Genomic DNA, 23,480 nt, shown 5'->3' with positions numbered 1-23,480 from the left:
CGCGAAATACCTGGCAAACAAACGGCGAAGCGCCGGTTTATACCACTTTCACCAGTAATTTTCCGAAGTTCTTCCCCTCCAACAGGCCGATAAAAGCCTGCGGCGCTTGCTCGAAGCCCTGCACCACATCCTCGCGAAACTTCACCTTACCTTCGCGTACCAGGGGTGCCATGGCCGCCACGAATTCGCCCTGGCGGTCGCCGAAGTCGTCGGACACGATAAAACCTTGCATCTTCGCGCGCTTGGTCAATAGTGCGCGGGGCAGTAGCCCACTGCGGTCAGGGCCTGGTGGCAGTTCGCCTTGGTTGTAACCGGCCACCAGGCCGCACAACGGGATGCGCGCCTGAGGGTTGAGCAGCCCCAGCACCGCATCGAATACCTTGCCGCCAACATTCTCGAAATACACATCGATACCCTTGTCGCACGCCTGGGCCAACTCCTCGGCAAAATGCGGGCTTTTGTGGTCTACACAGGCGTCGAAGCCCAGTTCTTGCACCACGTAGCGGCATTTATCGGGCCCGCCGGCCACGCCAACCGCCTTGAGGCCGTTAAGCTTGGCCAACTGCCCGACCACCGAGCCCACCGGCCCGGAAGCGGCCGCGACCACCAGGGTTTCCCCAGCCTTGGGCTGGCCAATATGGGTCAGGCCCATATAGGCGGTCATCCCCGGCATACCGAGCACCCCAAGGGCCATCGACGGGCTGGGCAGGTCCGGCGGCAGGGGCGCAAGGCCGCTGCCGTCGCTGAGCGAGTGGGTTTGCCAGCCACCCATGCTCACCACCAGGTCGCCTTCGTGGAACCTGGGGTGCTGGCTTTGCAACACGCGGCTGACCGTGCCGCCGACCATCACCTCGCCGACTTGCACCGGCGGCGCGTACGACGGCGCATCGCTCATCCGCCCGCGCATGTAAGGGTCCAGGGACAGGTAAAGGGTTTCCAGCAATACCTGGCCCGCCTGCGGCAGCGGCGGGGTGAAGCGCTCCAGGCGAAAATGTTCGGGCGCGGGCGCGCCGCTGGGGCGCGAGGCCAGGACAAAACGTTGGGCCAGTGGCAGTTCGGTCGACATGAGCAGGCTCCTGCTAAGGGACGATGAATCAAAGGACCGGCCCCCGCGCTACGCGTTCAGTCTGGGTGAAGCACTGGCCGGCCCGGTTCTCACCCCAGCGGCGGCAACCCAAGGTGCTCACGCAGCGTGCTGCCCTCGTAGCCACGGCGGTACAGGCCACGGCGCTGCAGGTGCGGGACCACCGCTTCAACGAACTCACTGAACGAGCCAGGCAGGTAGCCGGGGGAAATCACGTAACCGTCGCAACCGCCCTGCTCGAACCACCCCGCCAACTGCTCGGCGACCTGTGCGCCGGTACCTACCCATTGTGGCACCCTCACGCTGGCCGCGTAGCTGCGCCCCAATGTTTCCAGGGTGGTATCAGCCCCTTGGCCGAGGAGTTTTTCCGCCACCGCCGGGGGCGTATCTGGCAGCGCCGCCAGCGCTCCCACCGTCGTGTCGAGGCTGAACGCGGAAAAATCGAAGTTCAGTTGCGAGGATAACGTCACCAAGCCAAGCTCCGGTCGCGCTAGGGCATTGTGCTGGTCGCGCTTGGCGCGGGCTTCGGCCTCGCTCGCGCCAATGAACGGCATCACCGCCGTGAGCACCTTGCAATGGTCTGCGTTGCGCCCGGCGGCCTGCGCTTGGCTGCGCACGTCGTCACGAAATGCACGGGCCGCCGCCAGGTTCGGCTGGATGGTGAAGATCGCCTCGGCCCAGCGTGCACCGAACCGCCGGCCACGGCCGGAAGAACCGGCCTGGATCAACACCGGGCGCCCCTGGGGGCTGCGCGGGATGTTCAATGGCCCCTCTACTTGGAACCAGGTACCGTTGTGATTGACCGACGTGACCCCAGCCGGGTCGGCCAACTCGCCGCTGGCGCGGTCCAGCTTCAGGGCGCCGGGCGCCCAACTGTTCCACAGCTTGCAGGCGACCTCGACGAACTCATCGGCACGGTCGTAGCGCAGGTCGTGCTCAAGGTGCTTGGCCTTGCCGAACAAGCGGCCTTCGCTGTCGTTCATCGAGGTGACGATGTTCCAGGCCGCACGCCCCTTGGAAAGATGGTCGAGGGTGGCGAACGCCCGCGCCACATGGGCCGGCTCGTAGTAGGTGGTGGAGCGGGTGCAGCCCAGGCCCAGGCGGCGGGTTTGCCCCACCAGGTAGGCCAGCAGGGGCAGTGGGTCTAGCCGGGCAGCGTCCTGGGCGCCATAGCGCAGCGCGAATTCCCTCGAGCCGCCCATTTGGTCGCCAACCGCCAGGCGGTCGGCGAAGAATAAAAAGTCGAACAAGCCCTCTTCTACCACCCGCGCGGTACGCGCGTAGTATTCCGGTTCAAGGAAGTGGCCGAGGGTATTCGGGTGGCGCCAGGCGGCGTGGCTGTGAATCACCGGGCCGCTAAGCAGGAAGGCGGCCAGGTGCAACTGCCGGGGAGCGTGGGTCATGGAACCTCCTCAAGGTGCCGTGGCAACGTCGGGCGCCAACGCGGCGCCGAACGATGGGTCGAAGATGCGCGCCGCGGGGTAGCTGTGGATTTGCCCAAGCCCTGCGAAAAAGTCGATGGTTTGCTGGGCATCGCTGATCGCACGTGCGTCTACCGGCACCAGGTCGGTACGGGCGTGGGCAAACCAAACGCGGGCGATGTCGGCATCGGCCCGGGTGCGCTCGGCCCAGGCGTTGGCGTATTGCTCGGTGTGGGCTGGGCTTTGCAGTGACCATTGCCGTGCCGTGCGCAAGCGGGCCAGAAAATCGGCGATGGCGGCGCGCTTGCCAGCGATGGCGCTGTCGCTGGCCACGACGAAGCTTTGCGCCGGGATCAGCCCCTCGGCGGTGCACAGCACCCGCGCGCCATGGCGCACGGCCTGGGTCACATAAGGCTCCCAGGTGGCGATGGCATCCACCGAGCCGCCGTCCAGCGCATGGGCGGCGTCCAGTGCATTGAGGTAACGCAGGTCAACCGCGTCACGCGGGACCTTGGCCCGGTCCAGGGCGCTGAACAACAGTTGCTGGCTCCAGGAGCCTTTCCAAACGGCGGCGCGCTTGCCGCGAAGGTCTTCCACGCGCTGGATGCCTGAGTCGCCGCGCACCACGATAGCGACACCGTCCAACTGCTGGCGCGACACCGCGACAACCTTCAGCGGCGCGCCCAAGGCGCCGAGAAACAGCGGCGGCGCATCGCCCAACAACCCCAGGTCGAGGCTGCCGGCGTTGAGCGCCTCGGCCACCGGGGAGCCGGCGCTGAACTGCTTCCATTCAAGGGTATAGGGCAGGTCTTCAAGCACCCCGGCCGCCTCCATCACGGTGCGGGCGTTGTAGCTTTGGTCGCCCACCACCAGGGTTTGGGCGTAAGAAGCCAAGGACAATACAGTTGCCAGGCAGGTGCTGGCCAAAACGATCAAGGGTTTCACGGACGGCTCCGAAGGCCTGGCGGCCATGGGCGTGGCCGAGCCGCCAGGGCGGTCTGTTGGCATTGTTCGTGTGGTGCTTTAGACGTTGGCCGGGCGACCTTGACGGCACCTTTTGCTGCCAGGCCGCTTTGGCCGGCGAACCTCACCTATAGGGTCGATGCTTGTGCGAACGTCTGAAACACTTCACGAGAGGCATGGCCAACCTATAAGCCGGTTGGCATGCGTGGCAAATGCCATCGGGGAATAACCTTATGGCCGCGAACGCGGGCTTATATATATTCAAAAACGCTATTTTCTAATTTTCTTATACCGCCCTACTCTCGCTGCACCGGGCCAATGGACTTGGCTTTTTTTTATAACCCTAGCGAAGCCGAGGCATTACCGGCCTTCGCCCCAGCGAGGACTGTGCGTGACTGCCGCGGCCCCCTATTACCCCCTGCCTACCCCCACCGAGCAGGTCAATACCCTGCGCGAACAGGCAGCCCTCGACCCTGCCATTGCCCTGGCCCACCTGCGCCAGTATCTGCCACAGGGCCAAGATCCTCACGCATTGCCCGAACCCTTGCTGCATGCGGCCATCGATGTGGGCCTGGGCGAAAGCGCCTACGCCGATACCCTGGCATTCATCCGCGAACGTGCCAGGCCTTGGGCGGACGCCGAGGTGGAGGCGGCACGCCTGGAGCCATTCATCATCGCCGAGGTGGGCCGCCTGCAGGTTCAACTGCGCGCCGCCCAGGTGTTGCTGGCGCAAGCGGCCAGCGCCCCTGCCGAACAGCGGCCGGTGGCGGCGCTACAGGCCCAGGTGCAGGCCCAGCGCACCGCCGTGTTGCTGAGCGAAAAACTCTTCGAGCTCAGTGGCAGCCGCGCCACCCTGGCCGAGTTTGGCCTTGCCCGGCACTGGCAACAGGCACAGCGGCCGCGGCCACTGCCGGCGTTGCGGCAAAATGTGCTGGCGCTGGGCCAATACGCATTGAGCGTACGCCCCGGTGTGCCGCTGCCGCCAGCGGGCGAACGCGCCGCCGATGCGGCCAGTGCGCTACAACTGGCCCGCTACCTGGCCACGGAGTTTGCCTCTGGCGCCGCCGAACGAGACCGTGAACGCCGCCTGCCACACGCAGAACTCGACCGCCTCAGCGCCAGCGGCCTGTTAGCTTTGACCGTACCTAAAGCCTTCGGTGGGCTGGATGCCAGCGTTGCCACCGTGGCCGAGGTAATCGCCTTGCTCTCGGCGGCCGACGGCTCGATTGGGCAAATCCCGCAGAATCATTTCTATGCGTTGGAGGTGTTGCGGGTGAACGGCACCGCCGCGCAACAACGGCGGCTGTTCGCCGAGGCGCAGGCCGGAGTGCGTTTTGGCAACGCCCTGGCCGAGATCGGCACCAAGACCTCCCAGCACCGCACCACCTCGCTGACACCGGACGGCACCGGCAACCGCATCAACGGGCGCAAGTTCTACGCCACCGGTGCGTTGTTCGCCCAGCGCGTGCCTACCTCGGTGATCGACCCGGAGGGCCGCCAGCAGATGGCCTTCGTGCACCGGGAAGCCAGCGGCCTGCGCATCATCGACGACTGGTCCGGCATGGGCCAGCGCACTACCGGAAGCGGCTCGGTGGTGTTCGAGCAGGTGTACGTCGACGCCGACGATGTAGTGCCGTTCCAAGCCTCGTTCGAACGCCCTACCGCGGTAGGGCCCGTCGCCCAACTGCTGCATGCGGCCATCGATACCGGGCTGGCGCGGGGCGCGTTCGATCGTGCCCGGCAGTTGGCTGAGCCGCACGACGACCTGGTGGCCTACAGCCTGGGCGAACTGGCGGTACACGTGGCAGCCACCGAGGCCTTGCTCAGGGTAGCCGGCGAGCACGTGCAAGCCGCCCGGGAGGCGCCCGACAGTGCTCGGGTGGCGGCGGCCTCGCTGGCCGTGGCCGAAGTACGGGCACTGAGCACCGACACCTCGCTGGCCGCTGGCAACCTACTGGTGGAGCTGGCCGGCAGCGGCGCCGGGCTAGACCGTTACTGGCGCAACGCCCGCACCCACACCCTGCACGACCCGGTGCGCTGGAAGTACCACGCCATTGGCAACTACCACCTCAACGGCGAACTGCCGCCGCGCAAGGGTTACCTCTGAGAGCTCGCCATGCCATCGAATAAACACATCTTGCTGAACGCCTTCAACATGAACTGCGTGGGGCACATCAACCATGGTTTGTGGACGCACCCTCGCGACCGCTCGGCCAACTACCACCGCCTCGACTACTGGACCGACCTTGCCCGTTTGCTCGAAAAGGGCCTGTTCGACGGCTTGTTCCTGGCCGACATCGTGGGGGTGTACGACGTATACCGCGCGAATGTGGACCTCACCTTGCAAGAGAGCATCCAGTTACCGGTCAACGACCCCTTGTTGCTGGTGTCGGCCATGGCTGCGGTTACCCAAAACCTGGGGTTCGGCCTCACGGCCAACCTCAGCTACGACCTGCCTTACCTGTTCGCCCGGCGCATGTCTACGCTCGATCACCTCAGCAACGGGCGGGTCGGCTGGAATATCGTCACCGGTTACTTAGAAAGCGCAGCCCGCGCCATGGGGCGCCCGGCACAGGTGGAGCATGATCGCCGTTACGACCAGGCCGATGAATACCTCGAAGTGCTCTACAAACTGTGGGAAGGCAGTTGGGAAGATGGCGCGGTACTGGCCGATCGCGAACGGCGCATCTATGCCCAGCCCAGCAAAGTGCACCCGGTGCAGCACCACGGCGAGTTCTACCAGGTAGAGGGCTACCACCTGTGCGAGCCATCGCCACAGCGCACCCCGGTCTTGTTCCAAGCCGGTTCGTCGGCCCGTGGCCTGCGCTTTGCCGGGCGGCACGCCGAATGCGTGTTCATCTCCGGGCAAAGCCGCGAGGCCGCCGCCCGCCAGGTGGCGGCCATTCGAGAGGCCGCGCGCCAGGCCGGGCGACCGCCGCAAGCGATCAAAGTATTCATGGGCATCAGCGTAGTCACCGCCGCCAGCGAAGCCGAAGCGCGCGACAAGCACGGCGAATACTTGCGCTACGCCAACCCCGAAGCGGGCCTGGCGCATTACGCTGCCTCCACCGGTATCGACTTGGGCCGCTATGGCCTGGATGAGCCAATCCGCTTCGAGAAGAACAACGCCATCGAATCGGCCGTGAAAACCTTGACCGCCAATCAGGATTGGACCGTGCGCCGCATCCTCGACGAAAACGCCCTCGGCGGCCGCTACCCGGCATTGGTCGGTTCCGGCGTGCAAGTGGCTGACCAATTGCACGGCTGGGTGCAAGACACCGGCCTAGATGGCTTCAACCTCACCCGCACTGTGACACCCGAAAGCTACGCCGACTTCATCGAGCATGTGATACCCGAATTGCAAAGCCGCGGCCTTTATAAAACCGCCTATGCCGAAGGCAGCTTGCGCCACAAGCTGTTCGGTGCCGGCGACCGCTTGCCCGGCCAGCACCCCGGCGCGGGTTACCGCGACTTGGCCGCCCTGGCGCAACGCTGATGGGCACGGGCGCTGGCACACCGCACTAGCCACCTTCGCCCCAGGGCAGTTGCCAACTGTGCGCAGGCAGCGCCCGTGGCGGGTTGAGGCCAGCAAGATGGCCCGCTATACGCTTTGCCAGCCACTCGCCGTACAAGTACTCCCGTAACAACGGGTACAACGCCATCGGGTACAACCGGGCCTGGAACGCAGGCCCGGCCAGCGGATGATGCCGGTACACCGAGAACGCGCGTACAGCCACCCCGCGCCCACCTAGCCAGGTGTCGAAGGCCACGCCGTCAGCCGCCGCCGGCCAGCGCCGGCATGGCCACTCGAAGCCGTCGCGGGCAAGCGGCCCCAGCAGGTGCAGCACCAACTCGTTATGAAACGAAAAATACCCATAGGCCAACCTGTAGGGGGCTACCACGTACCGCGGCAGCGCTTCGGGCGGCACCATGGGGCCCGCTTCGGCGGCCCATGCAGCCAGCCACTGCTCGACCGCCACGGCCCAATGTGGCGATAACCATGCGGCCAAGCGGCGCGCGAGGGCCGGGTGAAGCCAACAGCGCACCCGGCCTTGTTCTACGCTACGCTGCACCAGTTGGTCGCCAGCCACCCCCCAGCGTTGCGCCATGGCCTGCACCCGCAAGCGTGTGCTGCGGGCCGCCAGCCACGGCTCCAGCTTTTGCCCAGCGGCCTGGCACATCGCGCTGGCGTCTAGGTAGCCGCTTGCCAGGCGCTGGCTAATCCTGGCGCCGCCGTAGCGGTGTTCGGTCACGTCACATGCTGCCATGGCAACCTCCCTGCCACTGTGGAAGCGCTTGCAGGTTGAACCGTTTGGAACACTTTCGATGCGAGACTTTTCGTAATGTAGCGGCAGAAAGATCTATTTTTGCGCAGGAAAAGTCTTAACGAGGTGCATGAGCGCGGAACCCATGCCCATGGTGATAATCTTTTGTAAGCCTGTAGTTCAAACTGGAGCCACTCATGCCCTCTCGCTTTTCCCGAACTCGCCCCTTGGCCTTATGTGCTTTGCTGCTGATGCCCCTGGCCGGTGCCGCGCTGGCCGCGCAGCCGGCCCAGCCGCCGGCCGCCAGTACCAAGGCGCAAACGGTCAGTACGCTGGGCGGCAAGTTCAGCTTCACCTTACCGGCCGGCTACGCGCAAACCGCATTGCCGCCGGGCGAGGCGAGCAGCGGGACCGCCGGCGCCAAGGGCATCCTGTACATGAACCCAGCGCAGCGCCGGGTGGTGATGGTGACCGAAGTGCCCATCCCCAATGGTGTCACAACCGATGACAACGACGATGAGTTTTTGTCCGGTGCCAGCGAGGGCTTCATCAAACAACAGACCCAGGCGCTGCCTGATTTCAAAAAAACCGGCGAAAAACGCTTTACGTTGGGCAAACTCGGGGTCGAGCAAGTCGACAGTACCGCCAGCATGGGCGGTGGCCCGACCTTGTCATCGACCTTCCTGGCCGGTTCCGGCCCGACCATGTCGCTGGTGCAGGTGATTTCCCGCGCCAACGACAAGGCCGGGCACGATGCGCTGATCAAGGGCATCAACAAAGGCCAATGAAGCCCGCAGGGTATTTTCACGCCGGGTTCACGGCGTTTTCACAGCCTGGGGCTTAACGTATCTCCCAGCTCCTCATGAAACTCTTTGGCCCGCCCCCGCGCGGGCTTTTCTTTGGGCGGCGTTGGCAAGCAGCACCGCGAAGGGGATTTTCACGGTCGGTTCACGGGGTTTTCACAGCCCCCCGCGTAGAGTCACAACAGCTCCTCATCATTGTTGTTGCTTCTAGCCCGCGTTCCCCAGGCGGGCTTTTTTCTGCCCGATGTTTAGCCGCCCGCTCCGGCCTCCAATGAGGCGCCGCAAAAAAGAACGTAAAAAAAATCGTAAAAAAAAGGGAACACCTCGCGGTATCCCCTTCAAAAAAATTTGGTAGGCACAATTGGACTCGAACCAACGACCCCCACCATGTCAAGGTGGGAAGCAGATTAGACCTAAATTATTGATTTATATATAGAATTATATATATTCACCCCCCCCAAAATTGCGCCTTTCAGTCCATGACAATCAATAACTTACGAGGGGGTTTTGCAAATCTGTTTGGCGGCGCAATATAGACATTCGCCACCACACCAGCAGGGACCGCCAGCCATGTCCAAGCCTCTTGAGTACCATTTCGAGCTTTACGAAAACTCTTTCACCAATGACCCCATATGGAGCGTGAAGTCCTCCTCCCCCTTCCCGGCTGCTTTCATTGGGGATCGGTTCGAGCACAGGACTTTGGCCGATCTTTCATGGAATAAACTGCCCACTGCTGATCAAGAGTTCAGAGTGAAGGATATCGAGCACCTGTACTGGGAGTTAAACGAAAATATTGGCCACAAGCTGATGGTGAAACTTGAAATCGTAGAGCAGACCCAAGATTTCTGAGATTCAAGCAGTAGTTGACTGCACAACTGAGCCAGTCCAGATAGGTAGCACATCGATCACATGCTGATTAGCTGGTTATTTGAAATGTGGGTTGCAGGGGCTTTTCGGGGCTATAAAGCCCCCTAACATTCGCTCATTTGGTACAAAAAGTGAAACGCCCCCGATTATTAGCGGCCTTGGGCCGCTGTGTCGGTCTTTCCCGCAGCTTCCGAACCCACGAAAGATATGCCATTTCTGGCTTAGCTAGGCGTCTGCTTGGTGATACAGCTCCGTCCTCGGCCTTCCTGTTTGGCAGCGTACAATGCTCTATCAGCCTGCTTCAGCATCTGATCAACGGTCTCATTGATTTTGAAGTTCGTAATTCCAGCAGAAAAGTTGTAACTGACCTCGCCCCCTTCTAAACTAATTGGCGCAATAGTCTGCCTGATAGTTTCAAGAATGGTTACAGCATCGAGATTAGAGCAACCCGGGAATATAACCAAGAACTCCTCACCCCCATAACGCCCTAATAGATCCTTGCTTCGAATGCGAGAATGCAAGTGCTCCACGAAATGACATAGCACGGCATCCCCCGCAGGGTGGCCATAGGTGTCATTGACTTGCTTGAAATAGTCAATATCCAGCAATGCAAGAGCAAACCCTGCCTCAGCTTGCGAAGACGCCACTAACTTTCCCAATTCCACTAAAATGCCTCGGCGATTCATGCAGCCAGTTAGCTCATCCGTCGTCGACGTTCGAATGGCAATATCCCGATCAAGGCGCATAAGACGATGATCATTAGCCTGTAGGCGAGAAATGTCCGGGGCCATGCTAATGCTCCAACCCTCGGCGTCGAATGTCTCCGTCATCCATAACCAGCGACCATCATTGAGGTTTGTTTCAAACGCACGGAATGGCTGTTTTCCTCGTCGACTTTTAGTGGACATCAACCATTGCTCGAAATTTTCAGTTTGAACATGGGTGCCTGCACCTTTAGATCGGGCTATGCGCACTAGCTCCGTCCAGCTAACAAGCTCGTCACCTGTCAAGCCGAAGACCTGTCGAAACGCCAAGTTAGCGAAACACAACACATCATCCTGATCATACACAGCAACAGGGACAGGGCTTATTTCAAAGAAGTGTTATGAGGTGACCGGCCCACTTTGGCAAAGCACTGGTACCCATATCCGGGCGTCCCCTGAATCAGTCAATAAGCTGGATGTGTTGATTTTTACGAAGTCAGATAAGCCGCACTTTGATACCATCGGCACGTCAGCGCAAAAATTTAACCGGTAAGCGATCAGTGGTAGCTCAGTCCGTCCGGAGGCCAGCACTTGAGGCGGATGTCTGTAACGGGAGCGCCCTCTGCACACCCGTGGCAATCTCTTCCTGCTCACCGATGCGCCCCATCGACTCTTGGCTGGCATGTCAGCAGCCACCGTGCGCAGCAGCAAGTCCGGCGCCCCGTATCTTGCGGTGAGTCTGACGCACAACCCAGGACTCCTTGCGGGTTTGGCGTCGGATCTGCCCGATGCGGCCAAGGAAAGCCGCCGAGACACGGGGCTCTCGAGCGACGCCGTTAACGCAGAGCTTCTGGATGCCTGGGTCCGCATGCTGCGCCTGATGCGGCCCCATCTGATATTCCTGCACTAGCCCCCGTCTATTGAACGCAAGATCCGCTACCGAGTGCTGCAGGGACCCATGGGCTGGATGGACCCCGACACCACCAGCGAGCGGGCCGAGGTGATCGCCCGCGACCTGGGCACGCCCACCGAGGCCTTCGACTGGTATTCGGTGCGAAAGGCAATGGGGAATATGCGGAATCAGGGGCCGCAGTTAATTCTCCCGGTGGTTGAGTGACGCGTGGCTCTGTCTGGTTCTAGCCTTCCAGCCCGACTGACCAAGGGGAGCACATGATCGGAAAGCAGTGGCTGGCTAAGTGGGACTTGGGAGAAAAAGGGGTGACGTGTCGACACTGCGGCGCGATCCAGCTTTTGACGGATGCGCGGCGCCCGTTTGAGCACCGGGAGGGATGTGAGCAAGTCAAGCCCGTTGCGGAATTTCCGTGGCGTGATCTGACGGCGTTATTGCGGGGAATACAGCGGGATAATGCCACGTGTCGCCCTCGAACCCATTAAAGGGGCAAATCCAAGCTCAGACTGGCCGTACCTACCCAATGGGCAGGTAGCCAGTCGGTGGAAGGTATAATTTTGAAAAGTGGAACGTTGCCTCGTGCAACCAAAGCAGAGGGTCGGCGCTTGCTAAGGCTACTAAACGAGGCCGCTGACTACGTTTCGCTGCGTGCGTCGGGATAACTCGCCGAAGGAGTATAAAGGGGGTTGAAGCGCAAGGGGCACTGGGTGCAGCTATTGAAGCGCCTAGCCCGCCTGTTGGCGTGCTGTTTCAGATGGTTCAGGGCGGCCAGTATGGTGACCGCAGCTTTCCTCATTGGTGATGGCGCTACCGCGTGACGCAAAGCATGAGTCGACGCGGAAACTGCCATGACGACTCGCCTATGGGGCGGCTGTTTCGCAGCCTGAAAACCCAGGGGGTGGCCACCGTAGGTTAGATGAGCGCCCGCCACGCCGAGCAATATATTGGTCGATGTTTGATGCAGCGGTACAACTGGGTCAGGCCGCATCAGTATAACGGTTTCGTACCGTCGGCTGTTTCGGAAGAAAAACTCAATTCGGTGTTGAAAAACGGTTGACCCCTACAACTCGATCTCTGCGCGCAAGGACACCTCGGGCTTGATCTCACCGCTGGGCGGCAGCCCATTTTGGTGTGTGACCTCAGCGAGGTCGCTCGGTAATACGACGCTTGGTCAGTTCAATGTCTCATTGGCCGCCGAAAAAACGAGACCGTGCCCGTGGCGCTCGCTTAACTCCCATTGGCCGTTGATCAACACCGGTAAGTGCTCGAACAGCCCCCAAGTCCACTCTTTGTGCTCGCACATCAACCCGTTAGGCGCTGCAGCGACCAGATGAGCCTGGAATTCCGGCATGATGTGGCTGACCACCGGCACGTGATGGGCGGCAGCCATCGTGGCAACCTTCATCCAACCGGTCACGCCACCGACGTGCTGCAGGTCGATCATGGCGATGTCCATGGATCGCTCAGCCAGCGCATGCTGGAACGACCACGGCCCCCACCAATTCTCGCCGGCCATTATCCGTGTCGGCACGGCCTGAGTAATTGCCGCCAGGCCCCGGTAATCGTGGTGGTGAATGGGGTCTTCGATACAGTACAGCCCTAGTGCAGCCAAATGTGCGCCGACTGCGGTGGCATCGCCAACAGCCCAGCGTTCGTTGATGTCGCACATCAGCTGTGTAGTCGGCGACAGTGCGTCTTTCACTGCCCGCGCGCGCTGCAACTCACGGATGAGGTTGAACGGGCCATCCAATCCCAGGTGCAGTTTGATGTAACCAAAGCCCCGGCGCTCTAGCTCAAGCGCCTGTTCCACCACTTGCTCATCGCTCAAGCCGCGATGCAGCGGCCCGCTCGCGTAGGTAGTGATGCGTTGCCGGGTGCCCCCGAGCAAACGCCACCAAGGGAGTTCGGCATACTTGCCCTTCAAGTCCCATAGCGCGACATCAATGGCCGAAAGCGCCGTGAGAAACAGCCCGCAATCGGCAAAGGTCGCCGCATGCTGGCTTAAACGCTTGTGGATGTGTTCATAGGCGTGCAGCGACTCGCCGACCACGCAGTCAGCGAGCTCCCGGGTGATTGCCAAAAGGCCTTTGGCCAGGCCTCGGTAGCCATAGCACACACCAATGCCGTTGATACCGCCTTCAGCACGCAAGCTCACTGTGATCACCTGCCGCGCTTGAGGCTGGCGAGCGAACGGCAAGTAACAGGCATCGTCGTCGTTCACGGTGATCAGGTTGATGTTGGCATGGGTAATCTTCATGGGGTACTCCGTGGATTAAGTTCGATACGCTTGATCGGGCCTACCACGCACAGGTAGAGCAGCGCTGCTACCAAGCCGTGCAGCGCGACAAATAGGAACGCCCACTGGAAATTGCCGGTAGCTTGGATCAAATAACCGATGACGATCGGAGAGATGATGCTGGCAATGCTACCGAAGCCATTGAGCAAGCTGGCGGCCATGCCCACCGAGCGATAGGGGGCCACCTCGCCCAGCACACTCCAGCCTTGCGTGCCGAGTGCTTTGCCAAAAAACGCCACGGCCATGGCCGTGATGATCCAGAGTTCATTGTCCAGGTAGTTGCACAACAGGATGCAAACGCTGATCAACATCCCCAACACGATGGGGAACTTGCGTGCGAAAGTTATCGAGCCTCCGCTGGCAAGTAGTCGGTCGGACAGCACCCCACCCAGCACCCCGCCGAAGAAGCCAGTCAGTGCCGGTATCGCAGCTACCACCCCGGCCTTGGCGATGGACATGTGACGGTCTTCGATGAGGTAGAGGGGCAGCCATGTGAGAAAAAAAGCGGTGAGCGTGGCCAGGCAGTATTGAGCTAGCATGATGCCGATCATCATGCGGTTCCGGGCAAGCACCTTAAGTTCGCACCAGGCTTGCGGCCAGTCCATGCCGGGCCCCGTACCCGCGGTACTATCCAGACCCACCTGACCTCCGCCGGCTTCTATATAGTCACGTTCGGCCTGGTTGCAGCCACGGTTTTCTCCGGGCGCGGCCATGCTTTTCAGCGCTAGTACGGCAGTCATTACGCCGAGCACACCCATCAGCCAGTACACGTAAGGCCAACCGGCGTACTGGGTGATGAAACCCATCAGCGGAGCGAAGCAGACCTTGGCGAAATATTGCGAGGCGGTGAATACCGCTGCGGTGGTTCCGCGTTCACTGCGCGGGAACCAGATCAGGTTCGCACGGTTATTAGCAGGGAAAATCGGTGCTTCGGCGGCACCAATTACCACCCGTAACACAAATAGCCCAGCGATGGCCCAGGTGATCGGCAACGAGGCGCAGAAGCCCATGGTGAAGGTAAACATTGCCCAGAACAGCAAGCTAAAAAAGTACGCCTTGCGGTAGCCGATCTTGTCGAGCAACCAGCCACCGGGAAGCTGTGCCAGCGTATAGCTCCAGGCAAAGGCGGAGAACAAGTAGCCCAGGGTCACGTTGTCCAGGCGCAGATCGTTTTTGATCGCCGCGCCGGTGATGCTCAGAGTCGAGCGGTCAGCGTAGTTAATGGTGGTGATGAAGAACAGCATGAACATGATGTAAAAGCGGTAGCCGGTTTTGCGCGCGACCGAGCCCGCCACGGCCGCAGCTGCGGCCTTGGAGATGAGCGCCATAGGAAACCTTTGTCATTGTTGTGGTTCTGGATGGGCCGCAGCCATGCCCCTTGGCGAACATCCTAGTAAGCTACTGCCGACTAGGTCCAATCCAAAAAATGACCCTGCCCATACCGGTCTTGAATGGTCACCTTAGCCATTCTCGATGGGCAACCCTTCAATACCGACGACCTGCCGCAGCAGCGCAGGGACGGCGGGGTTTTCGTCATTACCACGCCAGACAATGTACATCGCAGTGGTGACTGGGGTGGCTTCCAGGTCAACGAAAATGATGCCTGGTGGGCGCAGGCGCGTGAGCGAGGAGGGTACGATACCGGCACCCAGCCCGGCACGTATCAATCCGAGCAGGGCATCGCTTTGCCCCACGCGTTGCACGTAGCGCGGGTGAATGCCATGTCGCTCGAACAATTCGGCGATCAGGCTCTGGAAATGCGCGCCTTCCGGCTCGGAATAACCAATGAACGGCTGCCCGTCAAACTGTGCGAGCGGCATCTGCCTTGCACTGGCCAGGGCATGCTCCCAAGGCAACGCGGCAACCAGAGTTTCGCGTAACAGTACCCGATGCTCGAACGCCTGGTCGGCAGGCACCCGACGTAGCAGGGCTATGTCGATCTCATTCTTACGCAGCCGCTCGACCAGGGCGATGGAAGGCTGTTCATGCAGCTCTATGGTCAGCTCCGGCAACTCCCGGGCTGCTTTGGCCAGCATTTCGGGCATGAGGTGGTTGGCCCCCCCGGCAGTGAAGCCCAACCTCACCTGCCCCACCTGTCCCTGGCTCACCCGCAGTATACGTTGCCGGGTGCGCTGGACGCGTTCCAGCATGTCGCGGGCATCCGCGAGCAGGGCAGTGCCTGCGGCGGTCAACTGGACGCGGTTGTTGGCTCGAATGAACAACTCCACCCGCAGTTGTTGTTCGAGTAGGCGAATTTGCCGACTCAGCGGCGGCTGGGTCATGTGCAGCCGCTCGGCGGCACGGCCGAAATGCAGCTCTTCGGCTACAAGCACGAAACATTCCAGTTGCCTCAGTTCCATGCATTCACACCTTGAATGGGCCTATCCACAGAATGGTTTGGTTGGCGGCGTACTTGCCGCCTACGATCGAATCTACCGCGCCCAGATCGTGCGCCGTGCATAACAATAACAAGGAGACGTCAACTATGTTGGCATTGCTGGGTATCGCCACTATCCTCAGCCTAACGGTACTGCTGCTGTTCGATCGGCTGTCGGTGGTGGTAGGGCTGATTCTCATACCCACGATGTTTGCCTTGCTGGGGGGATTTGGCGCGCAGCTCGGTGGCTTTTACGAGCAAGGCATCAAAGCCGTCGCACCCACGGCCGCCACGTTCATGTTCGCCATCCTTTACTTTGGCGTGGTAACTGATGCCGGACTGCTCAAACCCATCATCGATAAGGTGGTCCGCCACGTTGGCCATTGCCCAGTGCGTGTGTGCCTTGGAACCGCCATCCTCTGCGTACTGGTTCACCTTGATGGCGCGGCAGCGGTGTGTTTTCTACTGACCGTTAAGACCATGCTGCCGATTTATGAGCGACTGGGGTTAGATCGACGCATCCTTGCCGGTATCTGTGGGCTGGCGGCGGGTATCAACATCCTGCCATGGGTGGCACCAGTGCTGCGCTCTTCAGCGGTGATGCACGTCAGCCCCGGGATGATTTTCCAGCCACTGTGGGTGCCGGCGATGGTCGGGCTGGCCTACCTCCTACTAATGGCGGGCTGGCTGGGCCGGCGTGAGCGTCGCCGCCTTGGTCAATTGGCGGTGCAGCCACAGGTGCTGCTGGAGGAGCCCGAACAGAACAGCGAGACTATCTCGCGGCCGCAGCTATTCAAGGTCAACGCGTTACTGACGCTGGTTATCCTGGTGATCATCGTGCTGGCGGTGTACCCGCCGATAGTGGTGTTCATGATCGGCTTGGCGCTGGCGCTATTAATCAATTACCCGGCCCCCACGGCACAGATGGAGCGGCTGATCGCCCACGCCCGGCCAGCCTTGATTATGGCTTCGATCCTGCTGGCTTCGGGTGTGTTCACCGGCGTGCTGCATGGCGCCGGCATGCTCGACGCCATCGCCTATACCGCCGCGGACGGTGTTCCCAATGAGTTCGGGCGCTTCCTGCCGCTGCTGGTGGCGGTTATTTCGGCGCCGTTGTCGCTGTTGTTCGACCCGGACTCCTACTACTTCGGTGTACTGCCGGTGTTGGCGCAGGTGCACCAGCAACTGGGTGGTGATCCACTGGATATGGCCCGCGCCTCGCTGATGGGGCTGCATACCGTGGGCGCCACGCTCAGCCCGAATACGCCCGTGACCTTCCTACTCACTAGCCTGTGCGGCATATCGATCGGCCAGCACCAGCGCTTCCTTTGGGCATGGGCCTTGGGAGGCAGTTGGGTCATGACTGCCGCTGCGCTGCTGGTGGGCGCCTTTTCTGTGTAAAGACCGCTGGAGCAATGTGATGAAAATCGAACGTATCACCCCCTACCTGTTCAACCCGCGCAGCGGCAAAAACCTGCTGCTGGTGCGAGTCGACACCGACACCGGCCTGTATGGCTGGGGTGAGTGCTATACCACGTTGCACAAGGAGCGCGTCGTCGAAACCTTCGTGCACTGTATTGCACCATACCTGCTCGGGCGGCAGGTACATGATATCCGCCATCACTGGCGTATCCTTTTTGATGACCTGGTGATCAAACGTGGCTCGGTAGATTTATCCTGTGCCTGGAGCGGTATAGAAATAGCGTTGTGGGACATCATCGGCAAGCAAGCTGGGCTGCCGGTATACAAGCTGATCGGTGGCCGCCAGCGTGAGCGGATCCGCCTCTACGCAAACGGCTGGACCAATGGTTGTAAAACCGTGGACGACATCTGCGCTGCAGCGGTACGAACGGTGGCCGCCGGCTTCAGCGCATTGAAGTGGGATCCCTACAGCGGCCCCTGGCGGACTATCCTGCCACGTGGCGCCATGGACGCCGCAGTGGCGAACGTACGTGCAGTGCGTGATGCCGTGGGAGAGGGCGTTGACCTGTTGATTGACGCGCACCGGCGCGTGGGGCCGCAGCAGTCGATCGAGTTTGCCCGGCGCATCGAGCCGTTCAATATCCTGCAGTACGAAGACCCGAACCTAGCCGACAACATCGACTTGGTCGCGCAAACCCGTGCCCATACACGCCTGCCGATCGTGTGCGGGGAGACCTTCTACAGCAAGGAACAATTCCAGGGACTACTGCAGGCTAGCGCGGCGGATGTGATTAACCCTGATGTGTGTGGTTGTGGCGGTATCCTGGCCTCGATGGAGCTGGCGGCAATGGCCGAGCCTTACGCAGTAGGCTTCAGCCCTCACAACCATAACAGCACGGTGGTTGGCATGGCGGCGACTGCTCACGTGTCGATGGCGGTATCGAACTTTCTGATCGCGGAGTATTTCGTCAACTTCAAGGATGAGTGCAATGCGCTGGCGCGCCAGCCGCTTGAGGTCGAGGACGGCTGGTTGACACTGCCAGATGCCCCAGGGTTGGGTGTGGACATCGATACTGAGGAACTGCTGAGATGGCCGTACGAGGCCTTTCCATTAGCAGCGCTTCGCCATCCTGCAGAAGAGTGAAGCGCGGCCGCCGAGCTGACCTGTTCGACGCTCACACCTGCCAGGACGCACGGCAGTACAGTCGTGCCGAGTGCATCGAAACCGACGCCGTCGATCCCCCAGTTTGCACGGGGGCGGTGCCGTCGGCTTATGTCCACTCGACCGGGTCGGCGGCGGCTGTATGAACCTTGCCCCTGGATTGGCCGGGGTTGGGGAATGGTAGGTGCCGACTTTCGAGGTAGACGCTGTACCCGTCAACAAAGACCCTGTAATCCCCCCTGGAATCAGGGCTCGTCAGAAGTGAAATTTTCTCCTAATCGGATCAAGTAAATTTTGCATGAAGACATCACCTTTCTCATCCAACCAAATCATCACTATCCCCAAGGAAGCCGAAGCCGGTAGCCCTGCCCTCGAGCTATTTCGCGAGCGGGAAACGCCCCGGCCTTCAGGGAGGCCGTTTCGCTTAAGTCAGGCTGCTATGAGGTGCGGGGGTGGCCTTTACGCAGGCGGTGCAGTGAATGGAGTCGTGTTCATCGGCGCGGCACCCACAGATCCCGCTCTTGGCCGGGTAGGTATAACGCGTTGATCATCGCTTAGCAGTACGCCAGTGGCGGATACAGGCCTTGTGGCGGCGACGATGGGATTAGACTCGTGCGGGGCGTTTTGTGCAGTGTTTCGCCCGGTAACAGGCGTTGTCGGGCTTTGCTGCAATGGTGCTTGGCTTGAGTCATGCTGCTGCGTGCCGGGAGGCGCTACTTCCTCGCCTTGGGTGATCGCCGGTTGCGCCTTCGCCTGGCTTTCCTGCGGTGTAGGAGGTAACGTGTTTTCCGCTGGAGGTGTAGCGGCCAACGGGGGGGTGGCGCCTTCGGCAGACGCTCTTGGCGGCAACGGCGCGATTCTCGGAGATGGCTCTGGTACCGAAACGGCTTGCGGTGTATCTGGCGTTGCAGGCGTTTGTCTAATGCTTTGTTTCCCGAGGCGCGCTTCCAGAAGCTGTGCTGCATGGCTCTGCGATGTGTTCACCGACGAGTTGGAAGACGGTCGAGAAGGCGTCGGGCTTGTCTGACTCGTAGGGGGGGATGGCCTGGGGGGCATTGGTGGGGCTGCTTGACCTCTGCGTTGCCGGTTCGCCAAGGTGCTTGGCCCGGGCCCTGCTGCGTCCGTCGAAGACGCGGCCTCGTTTGTGGCATCACTTGCCAAAATCCTCATACCCGATGGACTGGCAATAACACCGCTCCCCGCCTGCGCCCCGACTGACTGGGATGTGCCCGCCTCCAGTGTGGCGCGCGCCGCGCGCATCTTCGCGTGCGCCTGATAGGACTGGTTGACCATTCTGTAGGTCATGCCAAACATAGCTGCCGAGCCGGCATTGTTGATGAATTGAGAAACCGCTGGCGGGACTTTGCCTTTGGTGATGGAATCCAGCGCCAGGGGCATGGCCCCGGAAATATTGTTCCAACTTAGGCGGGCGAAGGAATGATCCAGCAGCCGCCCATAGTCCTTAAACGGGAATAGTTTCGTAAGGTCGGTCTGGATCTTTTGCGTATCACCGACCTGCTCGAGGTCGTAATGTTTGCCGCGAAAGGCGTCCATGAACTCAATGGCGGTGTTAGCCATGCTGCGCACACCGGCAACCAGATTGACGGCGTTGTTCAGCGCTGCACCCGAGAGGGGCTTACCTGACGCGTCACTCAGGGCCGGACCCGCCACCGACTGTCCAGCAGGTAGGGTATGGCCGATCACGGCATCTTGTAGGTAACTCATTGCTAAGGTCATGGCGGTGTAGGTCCAACCGTTGGCGGCCATGTGTTCGGCATTGACGCCATGAGCGGCGATACCGTGGGTGCTGGCGGTGAATGCCGTGCTCGCTTGTAACGTTTCACGGCTGGCGGCATAGGTGAGATTACGCAACTGTGTCGACAATACTCGCACGGCCAGAGCACCATCGCCCTGAGTATGACTCATCAACGACATCACGAAAAATGCCGTCTCGGCGAGCAACTGGTTACGCGTGATATTGCGTGAATCGGTTTCATGCTGAGCCGTCAGTTGTGCTTTCTGAATCGCAGACTTGCTTTGCCATTCCGTATTGCTAAGCCCGAAATGGCCGCGCACGGCCACCTCCTTGTCTGGATGCTCCAAGCGCGTTTGACGATAAATGTTTGCACCAACCTTTGCAGCCGAAATTGCCAATTGAGCAACTAGCAAGGCTGGAGCGCCCTTCTTTTCGAGTATTGGGAGCATGGCGTGGTAAGCATGCATGAACACTTCTTCGCGGGCGAAGGTGGTCGCGCCGCAGGTTACCAATTGCTGCAAGCCATGACCTACCATCGCGCCCAAAGTCTGAACCGAAGGTAGATTGCTTCGAGTGTCGGCGAGCAGTAGGCCCCCCGTCGCCCTTGCACTGTTAGCCGCCCCAATTAATCGGTCCCTTAACGTGGGCGCCTGGCGCGGGTTTTGATTACCTGTGATCCCGACATGGCCGGAGGGTGGCTGTGAAATCGGTAGAAGGGGTATGCTGTTGTTAAGATTCATAATTCCGCCGGTCATCAGTTGTGCCCTCCGGCTGAACGGTAGTGAGTCGCGGCCGCAGGCGGGTCACCGGCATCCAACGCGCAAGCCAGCGTCATGAAGTCGGCCAGCCATGCCGCAAGGTCATTTCCGTCCAGACCTGTACAGTCCCACCGTGATTGCAGAGTGGCCCCGCCAGGTGCCAAGGCCAATCCGCAATGGGCTCCGGTCATCAGATACAGATTGGTCTGCAATGCGGCGCTACGCTGTGCCGCGGTGCTTATGGAAACGCCAACAGAGGTGCTGAGCAACAGATGACGTTCGTCGGGGTCGGCAATGACCTCAATAAAGCGTTTGTCGACCTTGAGCGCGCCGACACTACCGAACGCTTGGCCTGGCAGTGCCACCTTCAGCGCAGTCAATGCCTGCTCAATTAAAGGCTTATGCCACTGAGCGTCGATCGCACGTTCCGCCATACTGTCCAGCCGTTGACCGAGCAAGTCCAGTTGAGGACTGACAGGAGTCATGTCCGACGACGGTTGCTCGGGCGCGTCGGTACTTGCCTGAGCTGCCGCTACCACAGTCACTAACAGGCTACTGCTGAGTGCTTCCATCTGTTCGATAGCTTCGACCACAGCCTGGCAGTCGTTGTACTGATAAAACGGCAGTTGCTTGGCCAGGACGGTTGCCCCCTTTTCATCCTGGCCCCACACGCAAGTGTCCAGGGCCATGGCGACGCAATTGGCGCGTAGCAACGCTTCACTCCAGAGCAACGTGCTGATCCCCGCCGGAGGTTGGACAAAGCCTAGTAACGACCACCTTGCGGGCTCAGCCTGTTGGCAGAGCATCAAGATATTCAGCGACGGAACCGTTAATAGCCCGTAGCGGGTAAAGGTTTCGGCGGTTCTACCCGTCAGTCCCAGGGTTTGTGCAACGGCTGTCAGCCAAGGGTGAGCCTCGGTCGGTAGTGGCGGCAAGCCGCTGGCCATATCAGCGGTCGGGTGATTTCTGGTGATGGGCGCGGGGGCCGGACGGCCCGAAAGGTATTGGCTGGAATCTCTAAGCATGGAGTCACCCATTGGACGGAGCCTAGGCCTTGAGTGGCGCGGCAGTCATCAGCACCCAATTGGATGCCCGTTCATATTGGGCAGAATGAATAAGAAGGTTAGCGCGCCAGTTGGACCGTGCGCTGGCTGGGGGGATAAGCATTTATGTTGTACGGGGCCTTCGCCTATACTTTTTTCCGCCAGGTATATTTATGTGGTGCCCGCGCAGATTAGGTTCCATGGGCTGGATGTACCCCGACACCACCAGCAAGCGGGCCGAGGTGATCGCTCGCGACCTGGGCACGCCCACCGACGCCTTCGACTGGTATTCGGTGGGAAAGGCAATGGGGAATGTGCGGAATCAGGGGTCGCAGTTAATTCTCCCGGTGGTTGAGTGAGCGAGAACGGCACCCTTTCGGGCATTGGGACGGATATGGGCGGGACTGCGCGGTTGGTCATTGGCATGCGCTGGCAGCGGCCTGCAATTCGCTTTCAAGCCCGATGCGCTTCCGGCGCTGGGCCAAGCGCCAGCACCTTCACGTCCAGGCTGTGACTCTTCTTCAAGCCGGCCGCTGCCCAGGGCGGAGGCCACCGCCTGGGTGCGCGCTGGAACGTCCACACGCACGGTGCGGGGCTGAGGCTGGATAACTGGCTCGGCAGCGCATCCCGCAGTCAAGAAGTCTGCGGCGACCATTATACCAGGTATAAAGCCGTATATCGGCAGCAAATACACAACTTGTGATTTTTGACAGGCCAGAGACTGTATGTGAATTAACTGATACTTAACTTATTTTTTGCATAAGACATCGCACACAGTTTCGACCGGCCCTTTTTGCTTCGTACAACGATGCGTCTGCTTCAGCGAACAATTCTGTCCAACCTCCATTTTCCCGCGGCCCAAAAGCGATACCGAAGCTAGCTGTGACGTTGAGAAATATCGACGGACTGACCTCGATGGTCATTTTAGAAATAGCTACTCTTAATTTTTCGGCCATGGAATACAATTGACTAAACTCAACGCCAGACAACACTACAGAAAACTCTTCTCCACCGTGCCGAGCTACCAAGTCTCCACGCCGCACGTGGGTTGTCAAAGCCTTAGCTACCGCCCTCAAAACAGTATCTCCCGCAGCATGGCCGTAATTGTCGTTCACAGATTTGAAATGGTCAATATCGAGTAGAATAAGACCAATGACATCTGGCAGATCGGTAAAATAGATTTTACCATCCCCAATTTGATCAAATGCGCGCCGATTCAAAAGCCCTGTCAGCCCATCCGTCAACGCATGCGTCCGTAAACTCGCAGTTATCTCCCTACGCTCCGCAAGCCGAGTTTTCAGCACACCCAAGGCTTTAAATACTTCATCGAGTTCAGTTCCAGAGTTTCTAAAAGCCTGTGGGAGCTCGATGGTCCGATCATCGGCAAGGGCCACGATATTGTATCGCGCTTGCAGGAGCGGCTTGAAGATGACCCGGTGCGCCCATAGTAACAATACAACGTAGATCAGCATTCCAGATGCCACTATCAGGGTTATGAAAGTAAGCCATCTAGACGCATCAGCGAGCCTCTCATTGGATTTTTCGGTCATTATTTTCAGATAAGAGGTACGAATTTCTTCAAGCGGCGCAAATGTAGGCACAATGGCATCAGTCATACTACGTGTTGTATAAGTAAACCCCCCCACCTC

The 23,480-nt window shown here is 60.2% G+C and carries 19 protein-coding genes and 1 pseudogene; 9 read left to right on the top strand and 11 right to left on the bottom strand.

The genetic code is table 11. The features are described from left to right. Positions 1 to 37: 37 nt before the first annotated feature. The 3 genes from HAQ05_RS09650 to HAQ05_RS09640 form a co-directional block, all read right to left on the bottom strand. Positions 38 to 1,066 carry an NADP-dependent oxidoreductase gene (locus HAQ05_RS09650; RefSeq protein ID WP_190419837.1) on the bottom strand — a complete coding sequence of 343 codons (1,029 nt, stop codon included), beginning with the start codon at positions 1,064 to 1,066 and terminating at the stop codon, positions 38 to 40. 89 nt (positions 1,067 to 1,155) lie between these two features. Further along, the gene (locus HAQ05_RS09645; protein ID WP_190419835.1) at positions 1,156 to 2,487 is read right to left on the bottom strand and encodes an LLM class flavin-dependent oxidoreductase; all 1,332 of its coding nucleotides are present in this window, start codon (positions 2,485 to 2,487) and stop codon (positions 1,156 to 1,158) included. A 9-nt stretch (positions 2,488 to 2,496) separates the two neighbouring features. Beyond that, a complete protein-coding gene (locus HAQ05_RS09640; protein WP_190420073.1) occupies positions 2,497 to 3,477 on the bottom strand; it encodes an ABC transporter substrate-binding protein in 981 nt (326 codons plus the stop codon). A gap of 382 nt (positions 3,478 to 3,859) precedes the next feature. Between HAQ05_RS09640 and HAQ05_RS28620 the strand changes: the two are divergent. From HAQ05_RS28620 to HAQ05_RS09630, 3 genes and pseudogenes are all read left to right on the top strand, one after another. Then, positions 3,860 to 4,345: pseudogene (locus tag HAQ05_RS28620) on the top strand (SfnB family sulfur acquisition oxidoreductase); the annotation flags it as partial. A 93-nt stretch (positions 4,346 to 4,438) separates the two neighbouring features. Continuing rightward, entirely contained in the window at positions 4,439 to 5,575 is a 1,137-nt protein-coding gene (locus HAQ05_RS09635; RefSeq protein WP_338050184.1) for an SfnB family sulfur acquisition oxidoreductase, read from the top strand. Between the two features lie 9 nt (positions 5,576 to 5,584). Further along, entirely contained in the window at positions 5,585 to 6,964 is a 1,380-nt protein-coding gene (locus tag HAQ05_RS09630; RefSeq protein ID WP_190419831.1) for an LLM class flavin-dependent oxidoreductase, read from the top strand. A 25-nt stretch (positions 6,965 to 6,989) separates the two neighbouring features. Here the strand turns inward: HAQ05_RS09630 and HAQ05_RS09625 are convergent, their stop codons facing one another. After that, positions 6,990 to 7,736, bottom strand: coding sequence for a KilA-N domain-containing protein (locus HAQ05_RS09625; RefSeq protein ID WP_190419829.1), 747 nt, complete (start codon positions 7,734 to 7,736; stop codon positions 6,990 to 6,992). A gap of 194 nt (positions 7,737 to 7,930) precedes the next feature. Between HAQ05_RS09625 and HAQ05_RS09620 the strand changes: the two genes are divergently transcribed. Continuing rightward, positions 7,931 to 8,521, top strand: a complete 591-nt coding sequence (locus HAQ05_RS09620) for a DcrB/PsbP domain-containing protein (RefSeq protein WP_238935269.1) — start codon at positions 7,931 to 7,933, stop codon at positions 8,519 to 8,521. Positions 8,522 to 9,106: 585 nt separating this feature from the next. Further along, positions 9,107 to 9,385 carry a hypothetical protein gene (locus HAQ05_RS09615; protein ID WP_190419827.1) on the top strand — a complete coding sequence of 93 codons (279 nt, stop codon included), beginning with the start codon at positions 9,107 to 9,109 and terminating at the stop codon, positions 9,383 to 9,385. A gap of 239 nt (positions 9,386 to 9,624) precedes the next feature. Here the strand turns inward: HAQ05_RS09615 and HAQ05_RS29145 are convergent, their stop codons facing one another. Beyond that, on the bottom strand, positions 9,625 to 10,494 hold the full coding sequence (locus tag HAQ05_RS29145; RefSeq protein WP_338050183.1) for a sensor domain-containing diguanylate cyclase: 870 nt from the start codon (positions 10,492 to 10,494) through the stop codon (positions 9,625 to 9,627). Between the two features lie 295 nt (positions 10,495 to 10,789). On the opposite strand from HAQ05_RS29145, the gene HAQ05_RS28615 reads away from it, so the two are divergent. Together HAQ05_RS28615 and HAQ05_RS28610 are read left to right on the top strand one after the other, a co-directional pair. Continuing rightward, positions 10,790 to 11,017 carry an AraC family transcriptional regulator N-terminal domain-containing protein gene (locus HAQ05_RS28615; protein ID WP_238935268.1) on the top strand — a complete coding sequence of 76 codons (228 nt, stop codon included), beginning with the start codon at positions 10,790 to 10,792 and terminating at the stop codon, positions 11,015 to 11,017. Between the two features lie 57 nt (positions 11,018 to 11,074). Further along, entirely contained in the window at positions 11,075 to 11,224 is a 150-nt protein-coding gene (locus tag HAQ05_RS28610; RefSeq protein ID WP_238935267.1) for an SOS response-associated peptidase family protein, read from the top strand. Between the two features lie 964 nt (positions 11,225 to 12,188). Here the strand turns inward: HAQ05_RS28610 and HAQ05_RS09600 are convergent. The 3 genes from HAQ05_RS09600 to HAQ05_RS09590 all read right to left on the bottom strand — a co-directional run bounded on the left by HAQ05_RS09600 (position 12,189) and on the right by HAQ05_RS09590 (position 15,673). Next, the gene (locus tag HAQ05_RS09600) at positions 12,189 to 13,274 is read right to left on the bottom strand and encodes a mandelate racemase/muconate lactonizing enzyme family protein (RefSeq protein ID WP_190419823.1); all 1,086 of its coding nucleotides are present in this window, start codon (positions 13,272 to 13,274) and stop codon (positions 12,189 to 12,191) included. After that, positions 13,271 to 14,641, bottom strand: coding sequence for an MFS transporter (locus HAQ05_RS09595; RefSeq protein WP_190419821.1), 1,371 nt, complete (start codon positions 14,639 to 14,641; stop codon positions 13,271 to 13,273). The genes HAQ05_RS09600 and HAQ05_RS09595 overlap by 4 nt, the downstream gene beginning before the upstream one ends. A 132-nt stretch (positions 14,642 to 14,773) precedes the next feature. Continuing rightward, positions 14,774 to 15,673, bottom strand: a complete 900-nt coding sequence (locus HAQ05_RS09590) for a LysR family transcriptional regulator (protein WP_190419819.1) — start codon at positions 15,671 to 15,673, stop codon at positions 14,774 to 14,776. A gap of 125 nt (positions 15,674 to 15,798) precedes the next feature. On the opposite strand from HAQ05_RS09590, the gene HAQ05_RS09585 reads away from it, so the two are divergent. Next, complete coding sequence (locus tag HAQ05_RS09585; protein WP_190419817.1) at positions 15,799 to 17,091, top strand: CitMHS family transporter; 1,293 nt, start codon at positions 15,799 to 15,801, stop codon at positions 17,089 to 17,091. Between the two features lie 19 nt (positions 17,092 to 17,110). After that, positions 17,111 to 18,256, top strand: coding sequence for a mandelate racemase/muconate lactonizing enzyme family protein (locus HAQ05_RS09580; protein WP_190419815.1), 1,146 nt, complete (start codon positions 17,111 to 17,113; stop codon positions 18,254 to 18,256). 477 nt (positions 18,257 to 18,733) lie between these two features. On the opposite strand, the gene HAQ05_RS09575 is transcribed toward HAQ05_RS09580, so the two are convergent. The 3 genes from HAQ05_RS09575 to HAQ05_RS09565 form a co-directional block, all read right to left on the bottom strand. Beyond that, positions 18,734 to 20,551 carry a hypothetical protein gene (locus HAQ05_RS09575; protein ID WP_190419813.1) on the bottom strand — a complete coding sequence of 606 codons (1,818 nt, stop codon included), beginning with the start codon at positions 20,549 to 20,551 and terminating at the stop codon, positions 18,734 to 18,736. Positions 20,552 to 20,784: 233 nt separating this feature from the next. Then, entirely contained in the window at positions 20,785 to 21,813 is a 1,029-nt protein-coding gene (locus HAQ05_RS09570) for a type III secretion system chaperone (RefSeq protein WP_190419811.1), read from the bottom strand. Between the two features lie 761 nt (positions 21,814 to 22,574). Then, the coding region (locus tag HAQ05_RS09565; RefSeq protein WP_238936494.1) for a GGDEF domain-containing protein at positions 22,575 to 23,480 on the bottom strand (906 nt) is incomplete at its 5' end.

The sequence above is a fragment of the Pseudomonas typographi genome, assembly GCF_014694385.1.
In the GTDB taxonomy this organism is placed as follows: Bacteria; Pseudomonadota; Gammaproteobacteria; order Pseudomonadales; family Pseudomonadaceae; genus Aquipseudomonas; species Aquipseudomonas typographi.
The sequence above is the reverse complement of the archived record's forward strand: the minus strand, read 5'-3'. Positions and strand labels throughout refer to the sequence as shown.